Source organism: Micromonospora sp. CPCC 205539, from assembly GCF_036906815.1.
Classification (GTDB): Bacteria; Actinomycetota; Actinomycetes; order Mycobacteriales; family Micromonosporaceae; genus Micromonospora.
The window spans coordinates 97,172-120,404 of sequence record NZ_JBAKHW010000007.1 but is presented as its reverse complement, the minus strand read 5'-3'; the positions used below and the strand labels follow the sequence as shown (position 1 = coordinate 120,404).

Below are 23,233 nucleotides of genomic sequence, written 5' to 3'. Positions count from 1 at the left end.
TTCCGCCGACCACCCGACCCGGGGCGACACGACGCCGGCCCGACGCGGTTCCCCACCCCGCGCCGGGCCGGCTTCATGCCTGCGAGCCGGTCAGTTGCCGACCCCGCAGTCCGGTGCGGACCAACTCGTCGTGTTCGAGCTGCGGTCGGCGTTGTTCTCCCGCCGCGAGTCGACGTGCACGTGGTCGTCGTGGTCCGGGTAGCCGGGGCCGTAGATGCCGCTGAACCCGTTGTCGCGGGCGTCCCGGGCGACCTGGCACAGCGACTTCGTCCGCGAGGTGACGTCGGCCGCGTTGCCGTACAGGTGTTGGCTGTCCGCCGCGCCGCCGACCCGGTTGTTGCAGGCCCGGCTGCGGAACCCGCCGGACACGTCGAGCGGCTTGTCGCCGAGACTCTTGCGCAGGGCCTCCAGCTTCCACATCGTGCGCAGCGCGTTCTGCCGGGTCTGGGCCTCCGAGAGCGGGCCACCGTCGTACCCGCTGCCGCCACATCCATCGTCCAACTCGCCGTGGCTGAAGTGCGCGGGCGTGCAGTCGTTGTCCTGGAGCTGGTACAGCTTGCCGTAGGTCTGCGGGCCGGCAATCCCGTCGGCGCGCAGCCCGTACGCCTGCTGGAACCGCTTGACCGCGGCGGCGGTCTTCGGTCCGTAGCGGCCGTCGTTCTCCACGATGTCCCGGTAGCCGGCCCAACCGGCGACCCGGATCTGCAGTTGGCGAACGTCGGCGCCCGAGCTTCCCTGGTACAGGTTGCGGGTCCAGGTGTAGCAGCCATCCGCGTGCGCCGCTGGCGCGGCGACCACCGAGGCGATCGCTGCACCGGGCAGCGCCAGAGCGAATGCGACGGCAGCTCGCTTCAAGGTATTGACGCGCACAGAAGTCCTCCCGACAGGAGAGCGAATGGGGTGGCCGCCAGGACATCGACCGGGACGTCCCGCGAACTCCACCCTCGCACCGATCAGGGTGGTTGGCGGCAATTAACGAGAATTGTCCTCGCGAACTCCTGTGCCTGGGTCTTGGCTGTGAATTCGGCTGATTTAGGAAACAGTCAATTACCTCCGATCCACCCCTTGGGTGGGCCAACCACACCGAACGTCGCAACCAGTCCCACCGAGGGTGATGTTGCCTGGCCACAGGCGGCCGGTACCGTCAGCTCGGGCGGCGGAAGGGCGGAGGTGCAGGTGGCACGTGGTGGCGTGTTCTGTGTCGAGGGTCAGTGGCACCGCGACCTCAACGAGCGGGGTTCCGTGCTGCCCACCCTCGAGTTGCTCGAACGGCTGGGCAAGATCCGCTTTATCCACAAGGACGCGGCCACCCGCGACGAGCTGTTCTACTTCCTGGACCGTTGGCTGCTCAAGCAGTACGCCGACCACAAGGTCGGCTTCTTCGCGATGCACGGTGAGCCGAGCCGGCTCTGCCTGACCGACTGGCAGTCGGTCGAGCTGAGCGAGGTGGCCGACCTGATGGCCGGGCGCTGTGAGGGGCGCCGGCTCTACTTCGGCAGCTGCTCGGTGCTGCGCGCCTCGGACGCGGTGCTACGCGACTTCCTGGAGGTCACCGGCGCGGCGCTGATCTGCGGTTTCACCCGTGAAGTCGACTGGGTCGAGTCGGCCGCATTCGAAACCGTCCTGCTCGACGTGCTGGCCAACGGCCAGCGGCACAACGCCGCCGAGCTGCGGATGGGCTCGGCGCACTGGGCGCCGCTCGCGTCGTACCTCGGTTTCCGGGTGATCTACGCCAACGGCCGTGCCTGGCGCCCGTCGGGCCGGCCCCGGGTGCCCACCCAGGCGGTCCACGGCTCGGAGGCCCGGCCCCACTAACCCGGCGCCTCGGCTTCGCCGCCGGCCTGGTAGGAACGAGTGATGGCACGCAGCATCGCGACGAACACCCGGGTCGACCGGGATGCCCTGCTCGACTTCCTCCGGCCGCGACACCGCGTCATCCTGATGACCACCCGTGCCGACGGCCGCCCGCAGTCCTCCCCGGTCTCCGCCGGCATCGACAGCCAGGGGCGGCTGGTCGTCTCCACCTACCCCGAGCGGGCCAAGGTGACCAACATCCGCCGCGACCCCCGGGTCTCGGCCTGCGTGCTCTCCGACGACTGGAACGGGCCCTGGGTGCAGCTCGACGGCACCGCCGAGGTGCTGGACCTGCCCGAGTCGGTGGAACCGCTGGTCGAATACTTCCGCAGCATCTCCGGCGAGCACCCGGACTGGGACGAGTACCGCAGCGCCATGGTGCGTCAGGGCAAGTCGCTGATCCGGGTCGACATCGACGCGTGGGGCCCGATCGCCACCGGCGGCTTCCCGGCCCGCCTCGCCGACTGACCGGCCGGGCCCCCGCACCCTCAGTCGGTCAGGGCTGCGTAGACGAGCTGGCGCAGTTGGGAGCGCACCGGGTACGTGCTCGACGGCATGAGCTGGGTGAAGAAGAGCGCGCTGATCTCCTCGGACGGGTCCACCCAGAACGCGGTGCTCGCCACGCCACCCCAGTAGAACTCGCCGACGCTGCTCGGCACCCGGCTGGGGATCGGGTCGTCGACGACCGCGAAGCCGAGGCCGAAGCCGACACCGTCCAGGGTGGACTCGGCGAAGCCGCCGGTGGACAGGGTGCCCAGGTCCTGGCCCCCGGGCAGGTGGTTGCGGGTCATGAAACGCACCGTGCGGGGCCCCAGCAGGCGGACCCCGTCCAGCTCGCCGCCGCGCAGCAGCAGTTGGGTGAAGCGGTGGTAGTCGGCGGCGCTGGAGATCAGGCCGCCACCGCCGGAGAGCAGGGTGGGCTTGCGGTACGCGAGCGCGCCGACGCTGTCGTAGCGGACCGCCTGGCCGCCGCGCGGGTTCGGCAGGTAGAGCGCGGCCAGCCGGTCGGCCTCGTCGCCCTCGACCCACCAGCGGGTGTCGGTCATGCCCAGCGGGCCGAAGATCCGGTCCGCGAAGAACGCGTCGAGGCTCTGCCCGGAGACGACCTCGACCAGCCGGCCGAGCACGTCGGTGGCGACCGAGTAGCCCCAGGCGGTGCCGGGTTGGAACAGCAGCGGCAGCTCGCCGAAGGCCGCGCAGGCGCCGGCCAGGTCGACGTCCGACGGCGGAAACAGGTCGTAGCCGGCCGCCCGGTAGAGGCCGTCGACCACCGAGGTCTGCATGAAGCCGTACGTCAGGCCGGCGGTGTGGGTGAGCAGGTGCCACACGCGGATCGGCTCGACCGCCGGCACGGTGTACGGCTTGAGCGTGGACCCCTTCGAGTAGACCCGCAGGTCAGCGAACTCGGGCAGCCAGCGGCTGATCTCGTCGGTCAGCTCGAAGCGGCCCTCCTCCCACAGCATCATCGCCGCGACCGAGGTGACCGGCTTGGTCATCGAGTAGATCCGCCAGAGCGTGTCGGCCTCGACCGGCGCGCCCGCCTCCCGGTCCCGAAGCCCGTACGTCGAGGAGTGCGCCACCTCGCCGTGGCGGGTCACCAGCAGCTGCCAGCCGGCCAGCCGGCCGTCGTCGACGTACGCGCCGAAATGCTCGTCGATCCGCGCCAGCCGCGCCGGGTCGAAGCCGATCTGGTCCGGGTCGATGCTCTGCGCCACACTCACGTCGCCGAACCTACTAGTCGGTAGGCCGGTATCGGAAGGGGGAGCCGCGGGCCGATCGGCTCGCCGTCGGTGGCCGGCACTAGCCTGGCTGAATGCCGAAGTCGACCGAGGACGTGACCTTCCGCAACGAGGACTGGTACGCCGAGGAGCTCACCGACCGGCACTTCGTGGGCTGCGAGTTCTTCCACGTGGACCTGACCGAGGCGGTCAGCCGGGGCGCGGTCTTCACCGGCTGCACGTTCGGCAACGTGCTGTTCAACGCCTCCCGGCACCTCGACTCCGCCTTCACCCGCTGCACGTTCAAGCGGTGCAACTTCTTCGAGGCCGAGTTCACCGGCTGCAAGTTGGTGGGCAGCGTCTTCAGCGAGTGCGACCTGCGCCCGCTGACGGTGGCCGGCGGCGACTGGTCCTTCGTCGCGCTGCCCGGCGCCGACCTGCGCGGCGTCCGGTTCACCGATGTTCGGATGCGCGAGATCGACCTGACCGGCGCACATCTGACCGGCGCCACGGTGACTGGCGTCGACCTCTCCGGTGCGCAACTGACCGGCGTCCGGCTCAGCGGCGCCGACCTGCGCGGCAGCGACCTCACCGCCCTGGACCCGGTGTCGGTCGAGCGGGCCGGGGCGATCATCGACGCCGAGCAGGCCGTGATCGTCGCGCAGGCGCTCGGCTTCCAGATCGGTTGACCGTCCGATACCGTCCGGTAACGGACTAGACACGCCCACCCGTCCGGATCTAGCGTGTCGTCCACACCGGTGCAAACGAATAACGATCCACAGTGGATTCTTGCGGTCCGCGACGGTCGAAGGCGGCCGGTTTGGCGGAGTTGGAGGGGTCGGTGGCGGACGAAGACCGCACGCGGGCGGGTTCGCAGCCCGCGGACGAGTCGACCGACCGACCTGCCCCGCATCGACCAGCCGAGACCACCACCGGGCAGACCCGCAGCACGCTGCGCCGCCTCGCCCGCACCCGCAGGCGGCGGCGCTGGGCGGTCGAGGGAGTCGCCGTACTCGCGTGCCTGGTGGCGCTGCTGTCGTACCTCGGCACGCGATCCGACCCGGACCCGGACGGTGACGCGGCGGATCGCCCGGCTGGCGTGTCCGCCGGCCGGCCCACCGGCCTCCCCGGCGCGGACGGGCGGACCTCGGAGGCCGGGCCGGCGATGCCCGGCCTGCGCCCCCGGCAACGGACGCCCTCGCCCGACCCGACTCCGTCGGCCAGCTCGCCGGCCCCGCCGCCACCGGCAGGGTCGACGTTGTCAGTGAGCCGGGCGGACGTGGCCGCCGAGGTCGACCTCACCGCCGTGGGCACCCGGGACTGGCTGTTCTGGGGCCTGCGCGGCGGCAAGTCCACGGTCCGCAAGCGCGGCGGCTCCGGGGAGATCGTCGACGGTGGCGGTCACGGCAACCGGGTCGGGTGGGACGGCAACCAGGAGGTCTTCAGCTGGCGGGACGGCGCGCCCGAGCGGTCGGTACGCGACACTCCGAACGGGGTCTACACCTGCGGGGTGGGTAACGGGTTCACCCTCGCCGTGGCCGGCAGCGGCGAGCTGCGCACGGTCCAGCTCTACGCCGGGACCTGGATGGCCCGGGGTCGGTTGGAGGCACGGCTGTCGACCGGTGGGCCGGCCAGCACGCTGCGGTTGGAGGACCCGTACACCAGCCGGACCGCCCAGTTCACCGTCCGGTTCCGGGTGCCGAAGGACGCTCGGCTGATCCTGACCTGGACCGTCGAGAAGGTCTTCACCGACCGCTGCGGCAACGTCGGCCTCCAGGCCGTGGCGGTGCGCTGACCGGCGAGGTGGCGGGACAGTTTGTCCGTCGCGCAGGGTCGCGGGTGCCGTAACTTTCTGCTGTCCCCGTCCGTCCATCCAGTGTGGAGGCAGCGCAGATGAGCAGCAGTACCGTCTACCGTGTCCGACCCGTCGCTCAGTCCGGCGCCGGCGACAGGCCCGGGGAGGTGCTTCGCGACATTCCCCTGCCGCCGTACGTGACGGTCGAGGACGCCCAGTTCGCCGTGCGAGCGGTGGTGGTGCACGCTCCCCAGCGGTGGTCGGGTGGCATGGTCTGCCGCAACGACGCCAGCCCGCACCCGTGTCGGCTGCACCGCTGGGGCACCCGCGTGCTGACGCTGCGCGGGCTGGGCGGCGCCGAGATCGCGGCGCTCATCGAGCGAGGCGACCCGGCAGCGGTGGTCCCACCGCCGGATCGCCCAGCCTGAACGCTTCGGTCTCGCCGTTTCAGCAGGTGATCGGCTTGACCCAGGAGCACTCCACGCCCTCCGGCGTCCGGGGCGTGTCCGGCACCGCCGGCGGTGCCGTCCGCGCCGCGATCGCCGCGCCGCCCTCGCGATGGCCGGCCAGCGCCACGGCGATCTGGTCCTCCAGCGACTTGACCGACGCCGTCAGATAGTTGTTCAGCAGGATGGAGAACGCCAGCAGTCGACCGTCGGCGCTGGTGACATAGCCGGAGAGGCCGGACACGCCGGTCAGGCTGCCGGTCTTGGCGTGCACGTTGCCCGCCGCCAGGGTGCCGGCCATCCGGCTGCGGAGCGTACCGCCGACGAACCGCTCGGGTCGTCCAGCGATCGGCAGCGCCGCGTACCAGGTCGCGAACCAGGGCTCGGCTCGTACGGCGGCCAGCAGGTCGACGAACTCCGTCGCCGGGATCAGGTTGCGCCGGGACAGCCCTGAGCCGTCACGTTGGCGCAGCGTGCCGGTGTCCATCCCGGTGTCGGCGACGTACTCGCTGATCGCCGTGAGCCCGGCGGACCAGGTGCCCGAACCGGACAGCACCCGCCCGATCTCCTTGGTCAACACCTCGGCGTGCCCGTTGTTGGAGAGCTTGAGGAACGGCGTCATCAACTCCGCCAGGCTCATCGACTCGTGCCGGGCCACCGGCCTGGCCGCCTCCGGAGTGGGCTGGCCGAGCAGTGTCTGGCCGAGCACCCGGACGCCGTGCCGTTGCAGTGCCGCCCGGAACACGTCGGCGGCGTAGCCGGTGGGCTCCCAGACGGTCACCCAGTCGCTGGCCGGCTCGTCGCCGACCGCGATCTGCCCGGTCACCACCACCGTGTTGCCGCCGTGCTCGCGCTCGATCGAGATCGAGGTCTCGCCCTTGGTGACCGTCTCGGTGCGGTTGTCGATCCGGACGTAACCGGTGGCCGGGGTGGTGCTCACCACCGCCGGTGCGCCGGCCCGGTCGGCCGGGGCGGCGTGCACGATCACGGTGCCCGCGTCGTAGTCGGTGTCCGGCGCGACGGTCAGCGCGGAGACCTGGGCGGCGTAGTAGTAGGGCTCGTCGTCCCAGGTCCAGTCGGGGCCGAGCCGGGTGCGGTCGTAGCGGGTGTCGTCGGCGACCAGGTTGCCGGTGACCACCCGTACACCGACGGCTGCGACCTGCGCGGCGAGCGCGTCGTAGTCGGCGGCGAGCATCGTCGGGTCGCCGCCGCCCCGCAGGTAGAGGTTGCCGGAGAGTAGCCCGGCGCGGCGCCTCCCGGTGGTCTGCACGTCGGTGGTGAAGTGGTGCCCGGGGCCGAGCAACTCCAGGGCGGCAGTCGAGGTCAGCAGCTTGGTGTTGGAGGCCGGGATCAGCCGGCGGTCACCGTTACGGTCGTAGAGGGTCTGCCCCGTACTGGTGTCGACCACGACGACGGACGTCTGCCCGCCGGCCAGCCGGGTGTCGGCGAGGATCGTGTCGATGGTGGCGCGCAGTTGGGTCGTCGAGGGGGTCGGCGACTCGGCGGTGGCGCCGGGCGCACCGGCGGTGGCCGCGGTGGCGACCAGCGCGAGCAGCGCGAGGGACCGCGGGAAGAGACGACGGTGCATGCGCTGATGCTGCCACGAAGGTATTCGCCACGAAAGGGTGTTGAGCGAAGGTTATTGCCGATCGGATCGGGCCGGCCCGCCGACCGACTTGTCGTGCCCACCCCAGTAGTGCCGCTGCGCCCCCATGATCATGGGGGCCACCAGCGCGGCGAGCGCCCCGCCGAGCAGCGGGAAGACGATGAACACCCAGAGCTGACGCAGGGCCACGCCACCCTCGAAGACGGCCGGGCCGAAGGCGCGGGCCGGGTTGACCGCCGCGCCGTCCAGCGTCACGCCGACCAGTTGCGTCGCGGCCAGGGCCAGGCCGATGGCCACCCCGGCGATGCCGGGGTTCTCGCTACGGGTGGTCACCACCAGGACGACCAGCACGAACAGGAACGTCAGGACGATCTCCAGCACGGCCGCCCCGCCCCGGTTGATGTGCGCGCCGTACCCGTTCGACCCCAACGCTCCGGTCTGATCCGCGACGTCACCCCAACGGGCGAGCGCCCAGAGCACGAAGCCCGCCACGGTCGCGCCGGCGAACTGCGCGATCCAGTAGGCCACCGCACCGATGACCGAGATCTTTCCGGACAGCAGCACACCGAGCGTGACCGCCGGATTGACGTGGCTGCCGGAGAGCGGGCCGATCGTGTAGACCAGGGCGAGCTGCACGAAGCCGAAGGCCAGAGCGACCACCACCACGCCACCTTCGACCCGCGCGGCGATGGCGGCGCCCACCCCGAAGAAGACCAGCAGCAGGGTGCCGAGGAACTCGGCTGCGGCACGACGGGCATCTTCCATTCACTGAGCGTAAGGAAGGCTCGGGGCCTCGGTGCCGGAATCGGGGTCTGTGAGCCGCGCGACGGCCGGCGCCGGGCAGAGCCACGGCGGATCCGGTGTTGCACCCGGCGTGGAGACCCACTCTGTCGACGTCGTCGTGATCGGAGCCGGTCAGGCCGGTCTGAGCGCGGGCTACCACCTGCGCCGCACCGGCTTCGCCCCGGACACCGGCTTCGTCATCCTCGACGGTGACGACGGCCCGGGCGGGGCCTGGCAGCACCGCTGGCCGACGCTGCGACTGGACCGGGTGCACGGCTTCTCCGACCTGCCCGGGATGCCCTTCCCGGCCAAGGACCCGCAGCGGCCGGCGTCCGAGCAGGTCAGCGCCTACTTCGCCGCGTACGAGCGGGCGTATGGCCTGCCGGTCCGGCGGCCGGTCCGGGTCCGTTCGGTGCACGACCGGGCGGACGGCCGGCTGGACGTCGGCACTGAGCACGGAACGTGGACCGCGCGAGCCCTGGTCAACGCGACCGGCACCTGGACCCGGCCGTTCTGGCCGCACTACCCGGGCCGGTCGTCCTTCCGGGGCAGGCAGCTGCACACCGCCGACTACCGCGGGCCGGCGGGGTTCGCCGGCCGTCGGGTCGTGGTGGTCGGCGGCGGCACCTCGGCCGTGCAACTGCTCGGTGAGGTCTCCACCGTCGCAGCCGCCACCACCTGGGTGACCCGCCGGCCACCGCTGTTCCAGGACGAGGAGTTCGGGCCCGAACTGGGGCGAACGGCTGTGGCACGGGTCGACGCGGCGGTGCGGGCCGGGCGCCCACCCGGCAGCGTGGTGGGCGTGACCGGGCTGGTCGACACTCCGGAGGTGCGCCGTCTGCGCGAGCGCGGCGTGCTCGATCGGCTACCCGTCTTCGACCGGATCACGCCCGACGGGGTGGCCTGGGCGGACGGGCGGTTCGTGCCGGCGGACGTGATCCTCTGGTGCACCGGCTTCCGCGCCGCACTCGACCATCTCGCCCCGCTGGGTCTGCGCGGGCCGGGCGGCGGTATCACGATGGACGGCACCAGAGTGGTCGCGGACGGGCGTATCCACCTGATCGGGTACGGGCCGTCGGCGAGCACCATCGGTGCCAACCGGGCCGGCCGTGCCGCGGTCAACGAGATCCGCGCTCTGCTCGCTCCGGCTGCCGTTCTCGACTGACCCGGCTCTATTTGACGGATCGCCGGGCAGGGGGCACGGTGGGTGGTGACGGGGCCCGTCAGCTGCCCCGATGCGATGCGACGGCGACGACCGTTCGCCCCTCCTGTCGCCTCCCGCGTGTGCTCGTTAGCGGGCCGACTGTCCGGTCTGCGCGGTAACCGACCGCGAGCCGAGAATCCACGAGGAGTTTCCGCCAATGCTCACCATGACCGACAACGCCGTGCTCGTCATCCGTGACCTGGCCAGTCAGCAGGACGTCGCCGAGGACGGCGGCGTGCGGATCGCCGCCGACGCCGAGGCCGGGTCGCTCACCGTCGAGTTGGTGCCCGAGCCGGAGCAGGGCGACCGGGTTGTCGACAACCAGGGCGCCCGGATCTTCCTGGACGCGGACGCCGCCGAACTCCTCGGCGACGCCTCGGTCGACGCCACCGTCGACGATGAGGGCATCATCCAGTTCGGGTTCACCGAGCAGCAGTAGAAGCAACTACGATCGCTCGGTGCCCGCGCCAGCCCACCGTTACCAGTCCGACGAAGAGGACAGCGCCCGCTGGCTCGGCTTCCCGTTCCGCGACGGCGACATCGTGATCAGCACCCGGTCCAAGAGCGGCACCACCTGGATGCAGATGATCTGCGCGCTGCTCGTGCTGGGCACGCCGGAGCTGCCGGCGCCGCTTTCCGAGCTGTCGCCGTGGCTGGACTGGCTGGTCGAGCCGCAGGACACGGTGTACCGCCGGCTCGCCGGCCAGCGCCACCGGCGGTTCATCAAGACGCACACCCCGTTGGACGGGGTGCCGCTCGACCCACGGGTGCACTACGTGGTGGTGGCCCGGCATCCGCTGGACATGGCGGTCTCCCTCTACCACCAGAGCGGCAACCTGGACCGGGCACGGCTCAGTGAGCTGACCGGCGAGCCCGCGGGGCCATCGCGGGCCCGCCCACCGGTGCAGCAGTGGCTGCCGAACTGGGTCGACCGGCAGGTGGACCCGCGCGTCGCGCTCGACTCGCTGCCCGGGGTGTTTCGGCACCTGAACGACGCCTGGGCTCGCCGACACGACCCGAACGTCGAGCTGGTGCACTACGACGACCTGCGGGCCGACCTGGACGGCGAGATGCGCCGGCTGGCCGACCGGTGGGGCATCGCGGTGCCCGCGGAGCGGTGGCCCGAACTGGTCGAGGCGGCCACCTTCGGTCGGATGCGGGAGCGCGCCGACCTGCTCGCCCCGGACACGCTCGGCGTGCTGCGCGACCGCCAGGCGTTCTTCCGTCGCGGTAGCTCGGGGCAGGGGCGGGAGCTGCTGGACGCGGCCGGGCTGGCCCGCTACCAGGCGCGGGTGGCAAGCCTCGCACCGCCGGACCTGCTCGCCTGGCTGCACCGCGACGGCTGACCGTACGCGCACATGAGCGCACGGCGCCGCTTCGACCTGGGGTCGGAACGTCGCCGCGCTCTGGCCGTCTCCCACCGTCGCAGCCGTTCGGCAGTACGCCAGCGGGGACCTGGCTCGACCGGCCGACAGCACCGGTCGACCATGACGATCCCCGGACGGCACGGATCCAAACCTGCCACGCGCGGGGAATTCTGCCATCTGCGAGTCCCGGCGTGACGCGCCGCCGAACTGGGTATGAGCGCGGACATGGAGCATTTCACTATCGCGACCGTTGCCGAGAAGAGCCCGGATTTCCGGCGTGTGCTGTGGACCGGTGAGCACACCCAACTGGTCATCATGACCATCCCGCCGGACGGTGAGATCGGCGAGGAGGTGCACGAGGTCGACCAGATCCTGACCTTCGTGAGCGGCGTCGGCGAAGCCCGCGTCGGCGGCAACACGAGGAAGGTCGTCTCGGGTGACCTGGTCGTGGTGCCGTCCGGCACGAAGCACAACTTCGTCAACGCCGGCCCCAACCCGCTGGTCCTCTACACCGTCTACGGCCCGCCGGAGCACGCCGACAAGGCCGTACACAAGACCAAGGAGGAGGCCGACAAGGCCGAGGAGGCCGGCAAGGACGAGCCGCCGACGTCCTGACGCGGCGGGCGGCGGCCTGATCCGGACCGATTCGGGTACCCGCGGCGGGTGGAACAGCAGCCGGCGATCTCCGACTACGCATTCCTCTCAGACTCCCGCTCGGGTGCCCTGGTCGGCAGGGACGGCTCGATCGACTGGTGGTGTCCACGCCGGTTCGATGGCGCCTCGGTGTTCGGGCGGCTGCTCGACCCACGGGCCGGGCATTTCCGGGTGGCACCGGTCGACCTCGGTGGACCGGGGTACCGGATGGAGCGCGCGTACCAGCCGGACACGTTGGTGCTGCGCACGGTGCACCACACACCGCAGGGCAGCGTCGCGGTCACCGACACGCTCGCCGCGGAGATCGGCGCCCGCGCCCACGAAATGGGCATGAACTCACCCGCCGTGCTGATCCGGGTGGTCGAGGGGCTGACCGGGCGGGTCCGGATGGCGCTGGAATTCATGCCCCGCCCGGAGTACGGCCTGCTCACCCCGTACCTGCACGAGCAGCCGGACGGCGGGGTGGTGGCCCGGGCCGGCCCGGCGGTACTGGCGCTGCGCGCCGGTGACCTGCCGCTGCGGGCCGGCCGGGACCGGGTGACCCACGAGTTCGAGGTCTCCGTCGGCCAGGTCATCGGGATGGACGTGGCGTTCGGCGAGACGTACGGCGACCCGCCGGCCCGGCTGGATCCGGTGGCCACGCTCGCCGAGACGACACGGGCGTGGGAGGCGTACCGGGAGACGCACGGGTACACCGGCCGGTATCCCGAGCTGGTCCGGCACAGCGCCACCGTGCTGGCCGGCCTCACGTACGCCCGCAGCGGCGCGGTCGCCGCCGCGCTGACCACGTCGCTGCCGGAGCGGATCGGCGGCGACCGCAACTACGACTACCGCTACTCCTGGCTGCGCGACTTCTCGATGACCATGCGCGCCCTCTGGGTGGCGGCCTGCCCCACCGAGGCCTCCCGACTGTTCGCCTGGGTGGCCCGCTCGATCGGCCGGATCGGCGAGGACCCGGTGCCGGTGCTGTTCGGGTTGGAGGGGGAGCGCGACCTGAGCGAGCACCACTGCACGCACCTGCGCGGCTACGCCGACAGCCGGCCGGTCCGGATCGGTAACGACGCCTGGCGGCAGCGGCAGCTCGACGTGCCGGGTGAGGTGATCTCGTCGGTCTACCGGCTGCGCGACTATCTGGGCGCGACGTTCGACCTGGAACTGCGGGAGATGGTGCTCGGGCTCGTCGAGCAGGTGGCCGCGACCTGGCACCTGCCGGACCGGGGCATGTGGGAGACCCGGGACATCGAGCGGCACTACCTGTCGTCCAAGGTGCTCTGTTGGGTGACGATGGACCGGGGGGTGCGGCTCGCCGACCGACTGGGCGAGGGGGCCGACCCGGCCCGCTGGGCGCGAGTCCGCGACGAGATCCGCGACGTGGTGCTCCGCGAGGGGTGGAACGAGCGGATCGGCGCGTACACCGGCGCGTTCGGCTCGGTCGAGTTGGACGCGTCCGCCCTCTTCCTACCGGTGGTGCGCTTCCTGCCGGCCAACGACCCGCGGATGCGCGCCACCATCGAGCTTGTGGAGCGGGAGTTGGGCACCGATTCCGGGCTGGTGCGGCGCTGGTCGAGCGACCCCGCCGGCTTCATGCTGTGCTCGTTCTGGCTGGTGGAGTGTCTGGCGATGGCCGGCGAGCAGCGGCGGGCCGAGGAGCTGTTCGAACGGGTGGTGGGCAACGCCAACGACGTGGGGCTGTTCAGCGAGCAGATCGACCTGGTGACCGGGGCGCAGCTCGGCAACACGCCGCAGGCGCTGTCGCACATCGGCCTGATCAACGCGGCCTGGCGGCTGACCGAACCGGGCAGCTTCTGACTCAGGCCACCACCGGCACGTCGGAGACGTCGACCGTCTCGGGATACTTCAAGCCGGCGCCGGTGTTGAGCACCACCACCCGCTCCCCGGAGCGGATCCAACCGCCGGCGCGGAGCTGCCGCGCCGCGGTCAGGCAGGCCGCACCCTCCGGGCAGAGCAGCAGCCCTTCCCGGGTCGCGAAGGCCCGCAGGTCGGCCAGGATGTCGGCATCGTCGACGGCGACCGCGGTGCCGGCGGACTCCCGCAGCGCGGTCAGGATCAGCTCGTCGGCCAGCGGCGACGGCACGTTGATGCCGAACGCCACGGTGTGCGCGTCGGCCCACGGTCGGGCCCGATCCTCGCCAGCCGCGAAGGCCCGGACGATCGGCGCGCAGCCGGTCGACTGCACCGCCACCAGCCGGGGCAGCTTGTCGCCGATCCAGCCCAGCTCGCGCAGCTCGTGCAGCGCCTTGTGGATGCCGATCAGGCCGACCCCGCCGCCCGTCGGGTAGAGGATCACGTCGGGCACCTGCCAGCCGAGCTGCTCGACGATCTCGTACCCCATCGTCTTCTTGCCCTCCAGCCGGTAGGGCTCGCGCAGTGTGCCGGCGTCGAAGATCGCCCCGGCCGACTCCGCGACCAGCTCGGCCACCCGCCGGCCGGCGTCGCTGATCAACCCGTCGACCAGGCGCAGATCGGCACCGGCGGCCACGCACTCACGGCGACAGATGGTCGGCGCCCCCAGCGGCATGACGATGGTGGCCTGCATGCCGGCTCGCGCCGCGTACGTCGCCCAGGCCGACCCGGCGTTGCCGTTCGTGGGCATGGCGATCCGCTCGACGCCCAGCTCACGGGCCCGGCTCACGCCGACCGCCGCACCGCGCGCCTTGAAGGAGCCGGTCGGGACCAACCCCTCGTCCTTGACCATGAGGTCCGCGATGCCGATCTCGGCGCCGTACGCCGGGGCCCGCAGCAGCGGCGTCCAGCCTTCGCCGAGCGTGGTGACGTACCGCGGGTCACCGACCGGCAGCAGCTCCCGGTAGCGCCACAGGTCGGCCGGGCGTAGCGGGAACCGCTCCGGGGTGACCGCCTTCGCCACCGCCGGCAGGTCATAGCGGGCCAGCACCGGCGAGCCGCACTCGCACAGGTTCTGCAACTGGTCGGCGGCGTGCTCCCGACCGCAGCGCGGACATTCCAGGTGGGTCAGGTACACGTCGCTCCTCACGGTCAGACCGCGTCGATGCTCAGCTAGCCCATCACACCCGCATTCTCCGCGACAACCCGACCGCCGCGCGGACCCCGGAGTGTCCGGTTCGCATGTCGGCCGGGTGCCCGGCGGGGTAGAACGGTCAGCATGGACCTCACCGACCAGCCCACCGTCCTGCTCCCGGGTGACGTGCACATGCCCCTGCTCGGCTTCGGCACCTGGCAGGCGACCGGCCAGGCCGGCTACGACGCGGTGCTGGCCGCGCTCGACACCGGCTACCGACACCTCGACACGGCGACCGTCTACGGCAACGAGAAGGAGGTCGGTCGGGCGGTCAAGGAGAGCGGGCTGCGCCGGGAGGACATCTTCATCACCACCAAGCTTCCGCCGGACCGGGTGGGCCGGGAACGACAGACGCTCGAGGCCAGCCTGGACGCGCTCGGCGTCGACCACGTGGACCTGTGGCTGATCCACTGGCCGCCGTCGTCGCCGGGGGACAGCATCCCGCTGTGGCGTGAGCTGTTGGCCGCCCGGGACGAGGACCTGGCTCGGGCGGTCGGGGTCAGCAACTACAGCACCGCGATGATCGACGAGCTGATCCAGTCGACCGAGGAGAATCCGGCGGTCAACCAGATCTCGTGGAGCCCCGCGCTGTACGACCGACAGCGGCACGCCGAGCACCGGGACCGGGGTGTGGTGCTGGAGGGGTACAGCCCGTTCAAGACCAGCGACCTCAGCGACCCGGTGCTCACCAGGATCGCCAGCGCGCACGGCGTCTCGCCGGCCCAGGTGGTGCTGCGCTGGCACATCGACCACGAGATCGTGGTGATCCCGAAGTCGGTGACCCCGGAGCGGATCAGCGCCAACTTCGACGTCTTCCACTTTTCGCTGACCGCGGAGGAGATGCGCGACATCGACGCTCTCGGCGAGGTCTGACCGGTCGAGTTTGCCAAATTCCTTCAGTGAGCGCATCGGCCATGAAGGCTATCGACATCGACGTTCGTAACGGGATACCGTGCGCGGCATCACGATCGTCGATCCGATCGAGCCCGACGCCGTCCGCTGGAGGAGCGCCATGGCAACGTCCCGATCCATCCGTCTGCGCCGCCGTGGGTTGCTCGGCATCCCCGCCATGGTGGCCGCCGCGCTGACCATCGTCGTCCGACCCGCCCCGGCCGCCGCCGCGCCGAAGCCCGAGTGCCTGGCCGACCTGCTCGGGGAGTCCTGATGGCCACCATCGGATGGCTCGTAGACGTGCTGCGCGCCGCCGGGGTCCAGGTCGTCGTCGAGGGCGACTGGCTCAACCGGATGCGACCGGGTTCCTTCGACCCGATCGGGGTGCTCTGGCACCACACCGCCTCGACCTCCAGCGCCAGCAACCCGCACCCGGCGCTCGGCATCTGCATCAACGGGCGGCCGGACCTGGCCGGGCCGCTCTGCCAGGCGCTCGTCGACTACAACGGCGTCTTCCACGTCATCTCCGCCGGCCGGTGCAACCACGCCGGAGCGAGTCGCGGCAGCGGGCCGATCCCCGCCGGCGACGGCAACACCCTGATGATCGGGTGGGAGATCGACTACAACGGCGTCAACCAGGAGATGACCGCCGCGCAGTACAACGCGTCGATCGCCGCCACCGCCGCCGTACTCACCCGACTCGGCAGGGACAGCAGCTACGCCCGGGGGCACCGGGAGACCAGCACCAGCGGCAAGATCGACCCGTCGTTCATCGACCTGAACGTGATGCGGGCCGACGTCGCCACGAAGATGGCCGGCGGCGGCCCGGCCTGGTCGTCCATCGTGGACAACGCCACCGCCGGCCGGTTCACCGCCAGCGCCAACTGGGGTGTGTCGTCGTACTCCGGGCAGCGGTACGGCGCGGACTACCGGTACGCCGACCCGGTCGCGGCCAGCGACCCTGCCTGGTACCGCTTCAACGTGCCGGCCACCGCCAGCTACCGGGTCGAGGCGTGGTGGCCCGCGAACGCCGGTTACAACAGCGCCGCCCCGTACATCGTCGCCACCAGCACCGGCAACCAGACGGTCATCGTCGACCAGCGGGCCACCGGTGGACAGTGGCGGGTCCTCGGCACGTTCACGCTGCCGGCCGGGGACGCCAACCGGGTGGCGGTGAGCCGGTGGAGCAACGGCGCCGGCCTGGTCATCGCCGACGCCGTACGGCTCACGCGGGTCTGACGAACTCCGGCCCGCGCCCGCTGGGGAGGGGCGCGGGCCGGCACAGCGTGACCTCAGGTCACGCCCCCGCAGCTCCCAGGCCATGCGCCGCCCAACGGTGTCCGTATGGAGCGGCCTGCGGTCCTCCGAAGAGGACCGCAGCCCGCCACAATTGGAGCACTGAACGGCCGATTGTCTGTCGTCCTACGGCTACGTAGCGTTTCGCTGATCATAATTGCTCACACGGGGGAGTATCAGGATGGCGAAACGCAGGACCATGCCCACAGGCGGGCAGGCGATGTCTGGACCGCCCCGGATCCGGGGCCGATTGGCCGGGCTCACCGTCGCGACCTTGGCCGCGGCCACGGGTGTGGTGTTCGTGGCGACTTCGGTGCCGTCGCCCGCCCAGGCCGCTCCGGCGTGCGCGCCGGCAAAGGCGACCGAACGGGATGCGGTCGCGACCGCTGCCGCGTGCCGCCAGCCTGTCGCGGTCGAGGTCTCCCGGTCCGAGTACACCCAGGTGGTGGCGCAGCCGGACGGCCGGCTGCAGCTGGAGTCGGCGGTGGAACCGCAGCGCACCCGAGGCGCCGACGGCACGTGGGTCGACGTGGATCTGACGCTGGGTAAGGGTGGCGACGGATTGCTGCGACCGGCCGCGTCGGTGGCCGACGTGGCCTTCTCGGCCGGTGGCGCCACGCCGCTCATCACCCTGAAGCGGGCCGGCAGCACGATGACACTGTCCTGGCCGGGTCGGCTGCCAACGCCGGTGGTCGTCAACGACTCGGCGACCTATCCCGGCGTCCTGCCGGACGTGGACCTCGTGGTTCGGGCCACCCACACCGGCTTCACGCACGTGCTGGTGCTCAAGACCCCGCAGGCGGCCGCCAACCCGGCCGTCCGGGAGATCGCGCTGAAGTCCGGCGGGGACGCGGAGATCGCCCTGCTCCACGACGGTTCGCTGCGAGCCGCGGTGGGGACCACCCCGATAGCGTCGGCGGAGCGGGCCGTGATGTGGGATTCGTCCCAGCCGGTCCGCAGCGTGTCGCCCGGGCAGGAGGCGGGTCTGGCCCGCTCCGACGCGCTGACCGCCGGGGACGGCGCCCGCACCGCCGCCGTGGCGGTCCAGGTTGCCCGCGGTGAGCTACGGCTGGTGCCGGACGCGAAGCTGCTCGCCTCCGCGACCTACCCCGTCTACGTTGATCCCGCGTGGTCCGTAGCGAAGTCGAAGTGGGCCTACGCCACCAGTAACGGCTGCTCCAACACCGACTACTCGGTGGCTCGGGTCGGGTACAGCCCCGACGGGCCGTGCGTCGGGTCGCGGTTCCGGTCGTTCTTCGAGTTCCCGACGACCAGTGGCAGCGTGTCCCTCAAGGGCAAGCACATCGAGTCGGCCTACGTACAGATGAGCCTCTACCACTCATGGTCGTGCACGAACACGTGGACGCACATGTACCTCGCGTCGGGGATCAACGCGACGATGAGGGCCTCGTTCTCGTCGATGGGGCTCAAGACGTGGCTGGACTCGGCCGAGGGCCACGCCAACAAGGGCAGCGGCTGTTCCGACTCGCCGCAGCCCGACATGACGATGAACTTCACCGGCTCGGCCGTCACCAAGCAGATGCAGACCGTCGCGACCGGCAGCTGGAACACCATCACGATCGGCTTCTGCGCCTGCAACTCGGACGGCGGCTGGGAGACCGCGCAGGACCGTTGGAAGAAGTTCCTGCCGAACAAGGCGAAGCTCGTCGTCGACTACGACTCGAGGCCGGGCACGCCGAGCAACCTCCAACTCGCCGGGGTAGCCTGTCCGGCCTCGGGCGTGATGACCACCGGCACCCTGACCCCCACCCTCTCCGCGATCCACCCCGACGCCGACACCACTCAGGCGCTGGTCGGCACGTACGAGTGGGTGGAGGTGCCCGCGGGTGGTGTCGGCACCCTCACGGACACCTACCCTGCCCGGCTCCCCCCTCCGCCCAAGGTCGCCGCGCCGGCGAACGGCCGGGCGGTCACGGCCCCGGTGACCGCGGCCAAGGAGAAGACCTACGCCTTCCGGGTCGCCGCGCAGGATCCCGGGCCGTACTGGCAGTGGAGCGCATGGTCGAGCTGGTGCCAGTTCAGGGTCGACACCACCGTGCCACCGGTGACGGTCACGGTGCTCACCGCCCCGAGCGGACCGGGCAAGGCCGGTACCTTCAGGATCGAGTCCAGCGCCACCGATGTGACCGGCTTCAGGTACGGCTGGACCGGCGCCACCACCCCGATCGCGGCCAGCGGCACCCCGAAGAGCGCCACGGTCACTCTGACCGCGCCGAAGTACGGCCGGAACATCCTCTACGTCTCCGCGGTCGACGCCACCCTCAACGAGGGCTGGGGCAGTAAGGAGTTCATCGTCGGCCGGGCGAGCCCGGCGGTCGCCCGGTGGGGGCTGGAGAGCTATCCGGGTCGGAGTCAGGCGCAGGCCGTCGCGGACAGTCAGCCGTCGCTCGGCGGTGACACGCCGCTCACGCCGACGAACGTCAGCTGGACCCGGGATGCCCGGCTGCTCGGTGGGGAGTCCGCCAGCTTCAACGGAACGTCGTACCTGACGGCGCCGGCGGCCGCGTTGAACACGTCGAACAGCTTCTCGGTCGCCGCCTGGGTACGGCTGACCGAGAAGTCCGCAGACCACACCGTCCTCACGAAGGACGCAAGTGGCAACGCGTCCCTGTACTTCCAGTACCAGAAGAGCAGCGACCGTTGGCTGGCGCAGATGCCCTCAGTCACCTCGGGCAGCTCCATCACGTGGTGGAACGCCCGGTCCACCACCGTGCCACAGGTCGGGGCCTGGACCCACCTCGCGACGGCTTACGACGCGGTCGAACACACCCTGAAGTTGTACGTCAACGGCACGCTCGAGGCGACGGTCACGGGCGTCACCGGGTTCAACGACGCCGCGTGGCCCGTGTTGATCGGTCGGTCGGGGAGCACCTGGTGGAAGGGCAACCTGGCCGACGTGCAGATCTTCGACCGGGTGGTGGTGAGCGGCGACTTCACCGGTCAGCTGGCATCGGACGCCGACTCGGGTGGCGTCGACGAGCCGGGGATGCTGAACCCGGTTCTGGTGGGCGAATGGGGCTTCGAAGGGGCCGTGGGGTGCTGGACCCAGGACCTCGTCGACACGTGCGAGGCTCCCGACAGCACCGGCTTCGGCAGGTGGCTCGCCCTGCGGCGGGGCGCGGACGTGAACGTCGCCGGCAACCGGGACAACGGCCTCGAACTGGACGGCTTGTTCTACCCCGAGCAGACGGGGTCCACGGAGGTGACGAAGGAATGGGCCCGCTCCGCCGTCAAGAACGGGATCACGCCGCCGGACCCGGAAGGTAACCAGTACACGGTCTGGCAGCACACGCCGGTGGTGCGGACCGACCAGTCGTTCACCGTGTCAGCGTGGGTCCGGCTGGACCGCACCGATGTGACGCAGTTCGTGCTGGCCCAGGAGGGCAGCGTGAACAACGGCTTCTACCTCTACTACCTGCCCGCCAACGGTGGTGAGTGGAAGTTCAAGATCCTCAAGGATGCGGTCACCCAGGACGGAGGTCCCGATCCCACCATCGCCGTGGTACCCGCTCTGAACGCGGACACGAGTTGGCACCACCTGGTCGGCGTGTCCGATGTCGGCCGGCGTGAGTTGAGGTTGTACGTCGACGGTGACCTCTACGTCGCCCCCAACGGCACGAAGCCGTCCGCCGTCCCTTTCAGTTCGACCTGGCAGCCCTGGCAGGCGAACGGACCGCTGCGGGTCGGCAGCGGCTGGGGCGACTTCAATCCGATGTTCGGCCGGATCGACGACGTCGCTACCTACCAGGGCGCGATGACGGAGGCCCAGGTACTGGCGTTGTACAACGCGCAGGTCGTCAAGGACCCCGCGCCGTAGCCCTACCGCCTCTGCTGGCGTCTCGGCAGTAGTGGGGGCGTGACCGGATGGTCACGCCCCCACCGTCAGTGGCGGTACTGCTCAGACCCGGGCGCAGGTTGCCCCGTTGAGCGTGAAGCTCGTCGGTGACGAGTAGGCCCCGCTCAAGGTCCCCTGGTACCCGAAGCTGGCCGTGCCGCCCGGCGCGAGCGTGCCGTTCCAGCTCAGGTTCCGCGCGGTCACCGTCGATCCACTCTGGCTCACCGTGGCGTTCCACGCGCTGGTCACCTGCTGCCCGCTCGGCAGGTTGTAGGTCAGCGTCCAGCCGTTGACCGTGCTGGTTCCGGTGTTGGTGATCTGCACGTCGGCCGTGAAGCCGTTGTTCCACGAGTTCGGCGTGTACTTCACCGCGCACCCGGTGCCGCTCGGCGGTGGGGTGGTCGGCGGCGGGTCCGTCGGGGTGCCGCCACCATTCACTGCGGCGGAGAACGAGGTCACCGCCAGGCCGACGCCGCCCTGCCAGGGCTCGAAGCCGGCCTGGATGCTGGTCAGGTACCAGGAGTTGGTGATCGCGCCCCGGTTACGGACATCGTTGATGAAGTCGAGCACGCTGAAGTTCAGGCTGGAGATCGGCGACGGCGCGACGTAGGAGATGACGTTGTTTCCGCCGTTGTTGCCACGCCAGACCTCCCACGTCCGGCCGGCCAGGGTGGCCGTGCCGACCGGCGAGCCGATGGGTTGGATCGAGCCCTGTCGGTTGAGCCAGATCATGATCTCCATCTGGTTCACCCCGTCGCGCTTGGGTGTCGGGTCCAGCCAGATGTCGTACGAGGCGTTGTAGGTCGCGCCGCTGACGTAGCGGTAGGCGATGCTGCTGGTGGCACTGCTGATCTGGCTTACCTGGATCGGCAGGTTCGTGCCGGGGGAGCAGTTGGTGTAGTGACAACCCAGAAAGACCGAGGGGTACGCCGTGGGCGCGCCGTTGGTGGGGTTGCTGCCGTTCTGGGTGGTGATCTCGAAGCCGGTGCCGGTGACGTTGATGCACTGCTGGGCACTGGTGCCCCAACGGTTGTTCTGCACTACGTACCGGCTCTGGATGACGGTCGACCCGAACGGCTCGCAGATCTGCGTGTCGGCGGAGGCGCTGCCGCCGAGTGCCACGGCGACCAGTGAGCCGGTGGTCAGGAGGCCGGCGGCGAGCAGGGCTCGAAGTGGACGTTTCATGACGCTCCTTGGATGCGGCGCACGGGGACGCCGAATGGTCTTGGGCTGGGGCGGGAGCGCTCCCACGCTCTATGACACATTTACATCCCTGAAACTAATGCGCAACCGGAAGCGTCAAACTGGTGAAATGTGAGGATTGCCACGCGCCCTCCGGACGGTCGTCCGCAGAGGTCCAGCTAAGCGGCGCGGGTCGCCGACGAGCGGTTTCGGGCGGGCCGATCGGCCCTGGTGTGCGCCAATTGCGCCGAGTAGCGTATTGCCTCCAACGCGTACCGAAATCCCCCTCCGGAGGCGTACACCACCATGGGTGGCTCCCCCCTGCGCATCCTCGTCGTCGGCGCGGGCATCGCCGGCCTGGCCGTGGCCCGGGCGCTGCGCCTGGCGGGCTTCCGGCCGGACGTCACCGACAAGCTGCCACCGGGGGAATCCACCGAAACCGGCCTCTACCTGCTGGGCAACGCGGCTCGCGCACTGCACCGACTGGACCTGCACGACCCGGTCCGCCCGCTCGGCCAGGTGATCAGACGGCAGCGGTTCTTCGACGCCGCCGGCCTGCCGCTCTGCGAGGTCGACCTCGACGCACTCTGGGCCGGCGTGGGCGAATGCCGGGCGCTGCCCCGGGCGGAACTGCACCGGGTGCTGCTCACCGGGGCCGGCGGCGCCGTCCGGCACGGGGCCGAGGTCCGCACCCTGGATCTGCTTCCGGGCGCGGTCGGCGTCACCTTCACCGACGGCACCCGCACCGAGTACGACCTGGTCATCGGTGCCGACGGCCCACGCTCCTCGGTCCGCGCGCTGGCGTCGCTCGGCGGGCCGCCCCGTCCGGCCGGGCAGGTGGTCTACCGAGCGGTGCTGCGCGACGGCCCGCCGGTCACCGAGTGGACCGCCCTGCTCGGGCAGCGCTCCGGTTTCCTCATGGTGCCGATCGGTGCCGGACGGCTGCACTGCTACGCCGACGAGGCCGGCACCGTCGCGCCGGCCGACCCGCTGGCCCGGCTGCGCGACCTGTTCGCCGACTACCGCGGCCCGGTGCCCGAGGTGCTGGCGACGCTCGAGAAGGTGCACGTCGGGATCACCGACGAGGTGGAGTTGGGCCGCTGGTCCCGAGGGCGGGTGCTGCTGGTCGGTGACGCCGCGCACGCCACTGCGCCGACGTTGTCACAGGGGGCGGCGATGGCGCTGGAGGACGCCGTCGTGCTGGCCGAGTCGCTCCGCGCCGCCGGCAGCGTCGAGGCGGCCCTGGTGGCGTACGAGAGTCGTCGTCGCCCGCGTACCCGATGGGTGCGGGACCGCACCCGGGACCGCAATCGGACCCGGGACGTGCCGCCGGCGCTGCGCGACCCGCTGCTGCGCGGACGCGGCGGCCGGATCTTCGGGGAGCACTACCGGTTGCTGGTTGGCCCGCTCTAGATCGGGTCCGCCACCCCACGCGGCGCTACGACCTGCCGGGGACTATCCTCCTTGCGGATGACGGCCCGCTGAATAACCTGCGCGTGCCGAGCGCGACAACCGAGAACCGG

The 23,233-nt window shown here is 71.1% G+C and carries 21 protein-coding genes; 15 read left to right on the top strand and 6 right to left on the bottom strand.

Annotated features, from left to right (window positions below; genetic code table 11):
• Positions 1-90: 90 nt before the first annotated feature.
• Complete coding sequence (locus tag V6V47_RS08735) at positions 91-870, bottom strand: D-Ala-D-Ala carboxypeptidase family metallohydrolase (RefSeq protein ID WP_334627570.1); 780 nt, start codon at positions 868-870, stop codon at positions 91-93.
• Positions 871-1,176: 306 nt separating this feature from the next.
• Here V6V47_RS08735 and V6V47_RS08730 point away from each other — a divergent pair, with 306 nt between their 5' ends.
• Together V6V47_RS08730 and V6V47_RS08725 are read left to right on the top strand one after the other, a co-directional pair.
• A complete protein-coding gene (locus V6V47_RS08730) occupies positions 1,177-1,815 on the top strand; it encodes a DUF6642 family protein (RefSeq protein ID WP_334627569.1) in 639 nt (212 codons plus the stop codon).
• A gap of 42 nt (positions 1,816-1,857) precedes the next feature.
• On the top strand, positions 1,858-2,322 hold the full coding sequence (locus tag V6V47_RS08725) for a PPOX class F420-dependent oxidoreductase (protein WP_334627568.1): 465 nt from the start codon (positions 1,858-1,860) through the stop codon (positions 2,320-2,322).
• 20 nt (positions 2,323-2,342) lie between these two features.
• On the opposite strand, the gene V6V47_RS08720 is transcribed toward V6V47_RS08725, so the two are convergent.
• A complete protein-coding gene (locus V6V47_RS08720) occupies positions 2,343-3,575 on the bottom strand; it encodes a serine hydrolase domain-containing protein (protein WP_334627567.1) in 1,233 nt (410 codons plus the stop codon).
• Between the two features lie 92 nt (positions 3,576-3,667).
• Between V6V47_RS08720 and V6V47_RS08715 the strand changes: the two genes are divergently transcribed.
• The 3 genes from V6V47_RS08715 to V6V47_RS08705 all read left to right on the top strand — a co-directional run bounded on the left by V6V47_RS08715 (position 3,668) and on the right by V6V47_RS08705 (position 5,795).
• Positions 3,668-4,261 carry a pentapeptide repeat-containing protein gene (locus V6V47_RS08715; RefSeq protein WP_334627566.1) on the top strand — a complete coding sequence of 198 codons (594 nt, stop codon included), beginning with the start codon at positions 3,668-3,670 and terminating at the stop codon, positions 4,259-4,261.
• Positions 4,262-4,413: 152 nt separating this feature from the next.
• Positions 4,414-5,367, top strand: a complete 954-nt coding sequence (locus V6V47_RS08710) for a hypothetical protein (RefSeq protein ID WP_334627565.1) — start codon at positions 4,414-4,416, stop codon at positions 5,365-5,367.
• Between the two features lie 98 nt (positions 5,368-5,465).
• On the top strand, positions 5,466-5,795 hold the full coding sequence (locus V6V47_RS08705; RefSeq protein ID WP_334627564.1) for a hypothetical protein: 330 nt from the start codon (positions 5,466-5,468) through the stop codon (positions 5,793-5,795).
• Positions 5,796-5,814: 19 nt separating this feature from the next.
• Here V6V47_RS08705 and dacB read toward each other — a convergent pair whose 3' ends face one another.
• Both dacB and V6V47_RS08695 read right to left on the bottom strand, forming a co-directional pair.
• Positions 5,815-7,401 carry a D-alanyl-D-alanine carboxypeptidase/D-alanyl-D-alanine endopeptidase gene (dacB, locus tag V6V47_RS08700; protein ID WP_334627563.1) on the bottom strand — a complete coding sequence of 529 codons (1,587 nt, stop codon included), beginning with the start codon at positions 7,399-7,401 and terminating at the stop codon, positions 5,815-5,817.
• Positions 7,402-7,452: 51 nt separating this feature from the next.
• Positions 7,453-8,184, bottom strand: a complete 732-nt coding sequence (locus V6V47_RS08695; RefSeq protein ID WP_334627562.1) for an MIP/aquaporin family protein — start codon at positions 8,182-8,184, stop codon at positions 7,453-7,455.
• A 109-nt stretch (positions 8,185-8,293) separates the two neighbouring features.
• Here V6V47_RS08695 and V6V47_RS08690 point away from each other — a divergent pair, with 109 nt between their 5' ends.
• The 5 genes from V6V47_RS08690 (at position 8,294) to V6V47_RS08670 (ending at position 13,236) form a co-directional block, all read left to right on the top strand.
• Complete coding sequence (locus V6V47_RS08690) at positions 8,294-9,367, top strand: NAD(P)-binding domain-containing protein (RefSeq protein ID WP_334627561.1); 1,074 nt, start codon at positions 8,294-8,296, stop codon at positions 9,365-9,367.
• A 196-nt stretch (positions 9,368-9,563) separates the two neighbouring features.
• Positions 9,564-9,845, top strand: coding sequence for an adhesin (locus tag V6V47_RS08685; RefSeq protein WP_334627560.1), 282 nt, complete (start codon positions 9,564-9,566; stop codon positions 9,843-9,845).
• Positions 9,846-9,864: 19 nt separating this feature from the next.
• Positions 9,865-10,752, top strand: coding sequence for a sulfotransferase domain-containing protein (locus tag V6V47_RS08680; protein ID WP_334627559.1), 888 nt, complete (start codon positions 9,865-9,867; stop codon positions 10,750-10,752).
• A gap of 246 nt (positions 10,753-10,998) precedes the next feature.
• On the top strand, positions 10,999-11,388 hold the full coding sequence (locus tag V6V47_RS08675; RefSeq protein ID WP_334627558.1) for a cupin domain-containing protein: 390 nt from the start codon (positions 10,999-11,001) through the stop codon (positions 11,386-11,388).
• 48 nt (positions 11,389-11,436) lie between these two features.
• A complete protein-coding gene (locus V6V47_RS08670) occupies positions 11,437-13,236 on the top strand; it encodes a glycoside hydrolase family 15 protein (RefSeq protein ID WP_334627557.1) in 1,800 nt (599 codons plus the stop codon).
• Between the two features lies 1 nt (position 13,237).
• On the opposite strand, the gene V6V47_RS08665 is transcribed toward V6V47_RS08670, so the two are convergent.
• On the bottom strand, positions 13,238-14,428 hold the full coding sequence (locus V6V47_RS08665) for a threonine synthase (protein ID WP_334627713.1): 1,191 nt from the start codon (positions 14,426-14,428) through the stop codon (positions 13,238-13,240).
• A gap of 141 nt (positions 14,429-14,569) precedes the next feature.
• Here V6V47_RS08665 and V6V47_RS08660 point away from each other — a divergent pair, with 141 nt between their 5' ends.
• The 4 genes from V6V47_RS08660 to V6V47_RS08645 all read left to right on the top strand — a co-directional run bounded on the left by V6V47_RS08660 (position 14,570) and on the right by V6V47_RS08645 (position 20,510).
• Positions 14,570-15,358 (top strand): aldo/keto reductase, encoded by a 789-nt coding sequence (locus V6V47_RS08660; RefSeq protein ID WP_334627556.1) that lies wholly within the window; start codon positions 14,570-14,572, stop codon positions 15,356-15,358.
• Positions 15,359-15,497: 139 nt separating this feature from the next.
• A complete protein-coding gene (locus V6V47_RS08655; protein WP_334627555.1) occupies positions 15,498-15,650 on the top strand; it encodes a hypothetical protein in 153 nt (50 codons plus the stop codon).
• Entirely contained in the window at positions 15,650-16,615 is a 966-nt protein-coding gene (locus tag V6V47_RS08650; protein WP_334627554.1) for a golvesin C-terminal-like domain-containing protein, read from the top strand. The genes V6V47_RS08655 and V6V47_RS08650 overlap by 1 nt, the downstream gene beginning before the upstream one ends.
• Positions 16,616-16,853: 238 nt before the next feature.
• Positions 16,854-20,510: a LamG domain-containing protein gene (locus V6V47_RS08645; RefSeq protein ID WP_334627553.1), complete on the top strand. Its 3,657-nt coding sequence runs from the start codon at positions 16,854-16,856 to the stop codon at positions 20,508-20,510.
• Positions 20,511-20,591: 81 nt separating this feature from the next.
• On the opposite strand, the gene V6V47_RS08640 is transcribed toward V6V47_RS08645, so the two are convergent.
• Positions 20,592-21,713 (bottom strand): GH12 family glycosyl hydrolase domain-containing protein, encoded by a 1,122-nt coding sequence (locus V6V47_RS08640; RefSeq protein ID WP_334627552.1) that lies wholly within the window; start codon positions 21,711-21,713, stop codon positions 20,592-20,594.
• A gap of 303 nt (positions 21,714-22,016) precedes the next feature.
• On the opposite strand from V6V47_RS08640, the gene V6V47_RS08635 reads away from it, so the two are divergent.
• Positions 22,017-23,123 carry an FAD-dependent monooxygenase gene (locus V6V47_RS08635; RefSeq protein WP_334627551.1) on the top strand — a complete coding sequence of 369 codons (1,107 nt, stop codon included), beginning with the start codon at positions 22,017-22,019 and terminating at the stop codon, positions 23,121-23,123.
• Positions 23,124-23,233 lie beyond the last annotated feature (110 nt).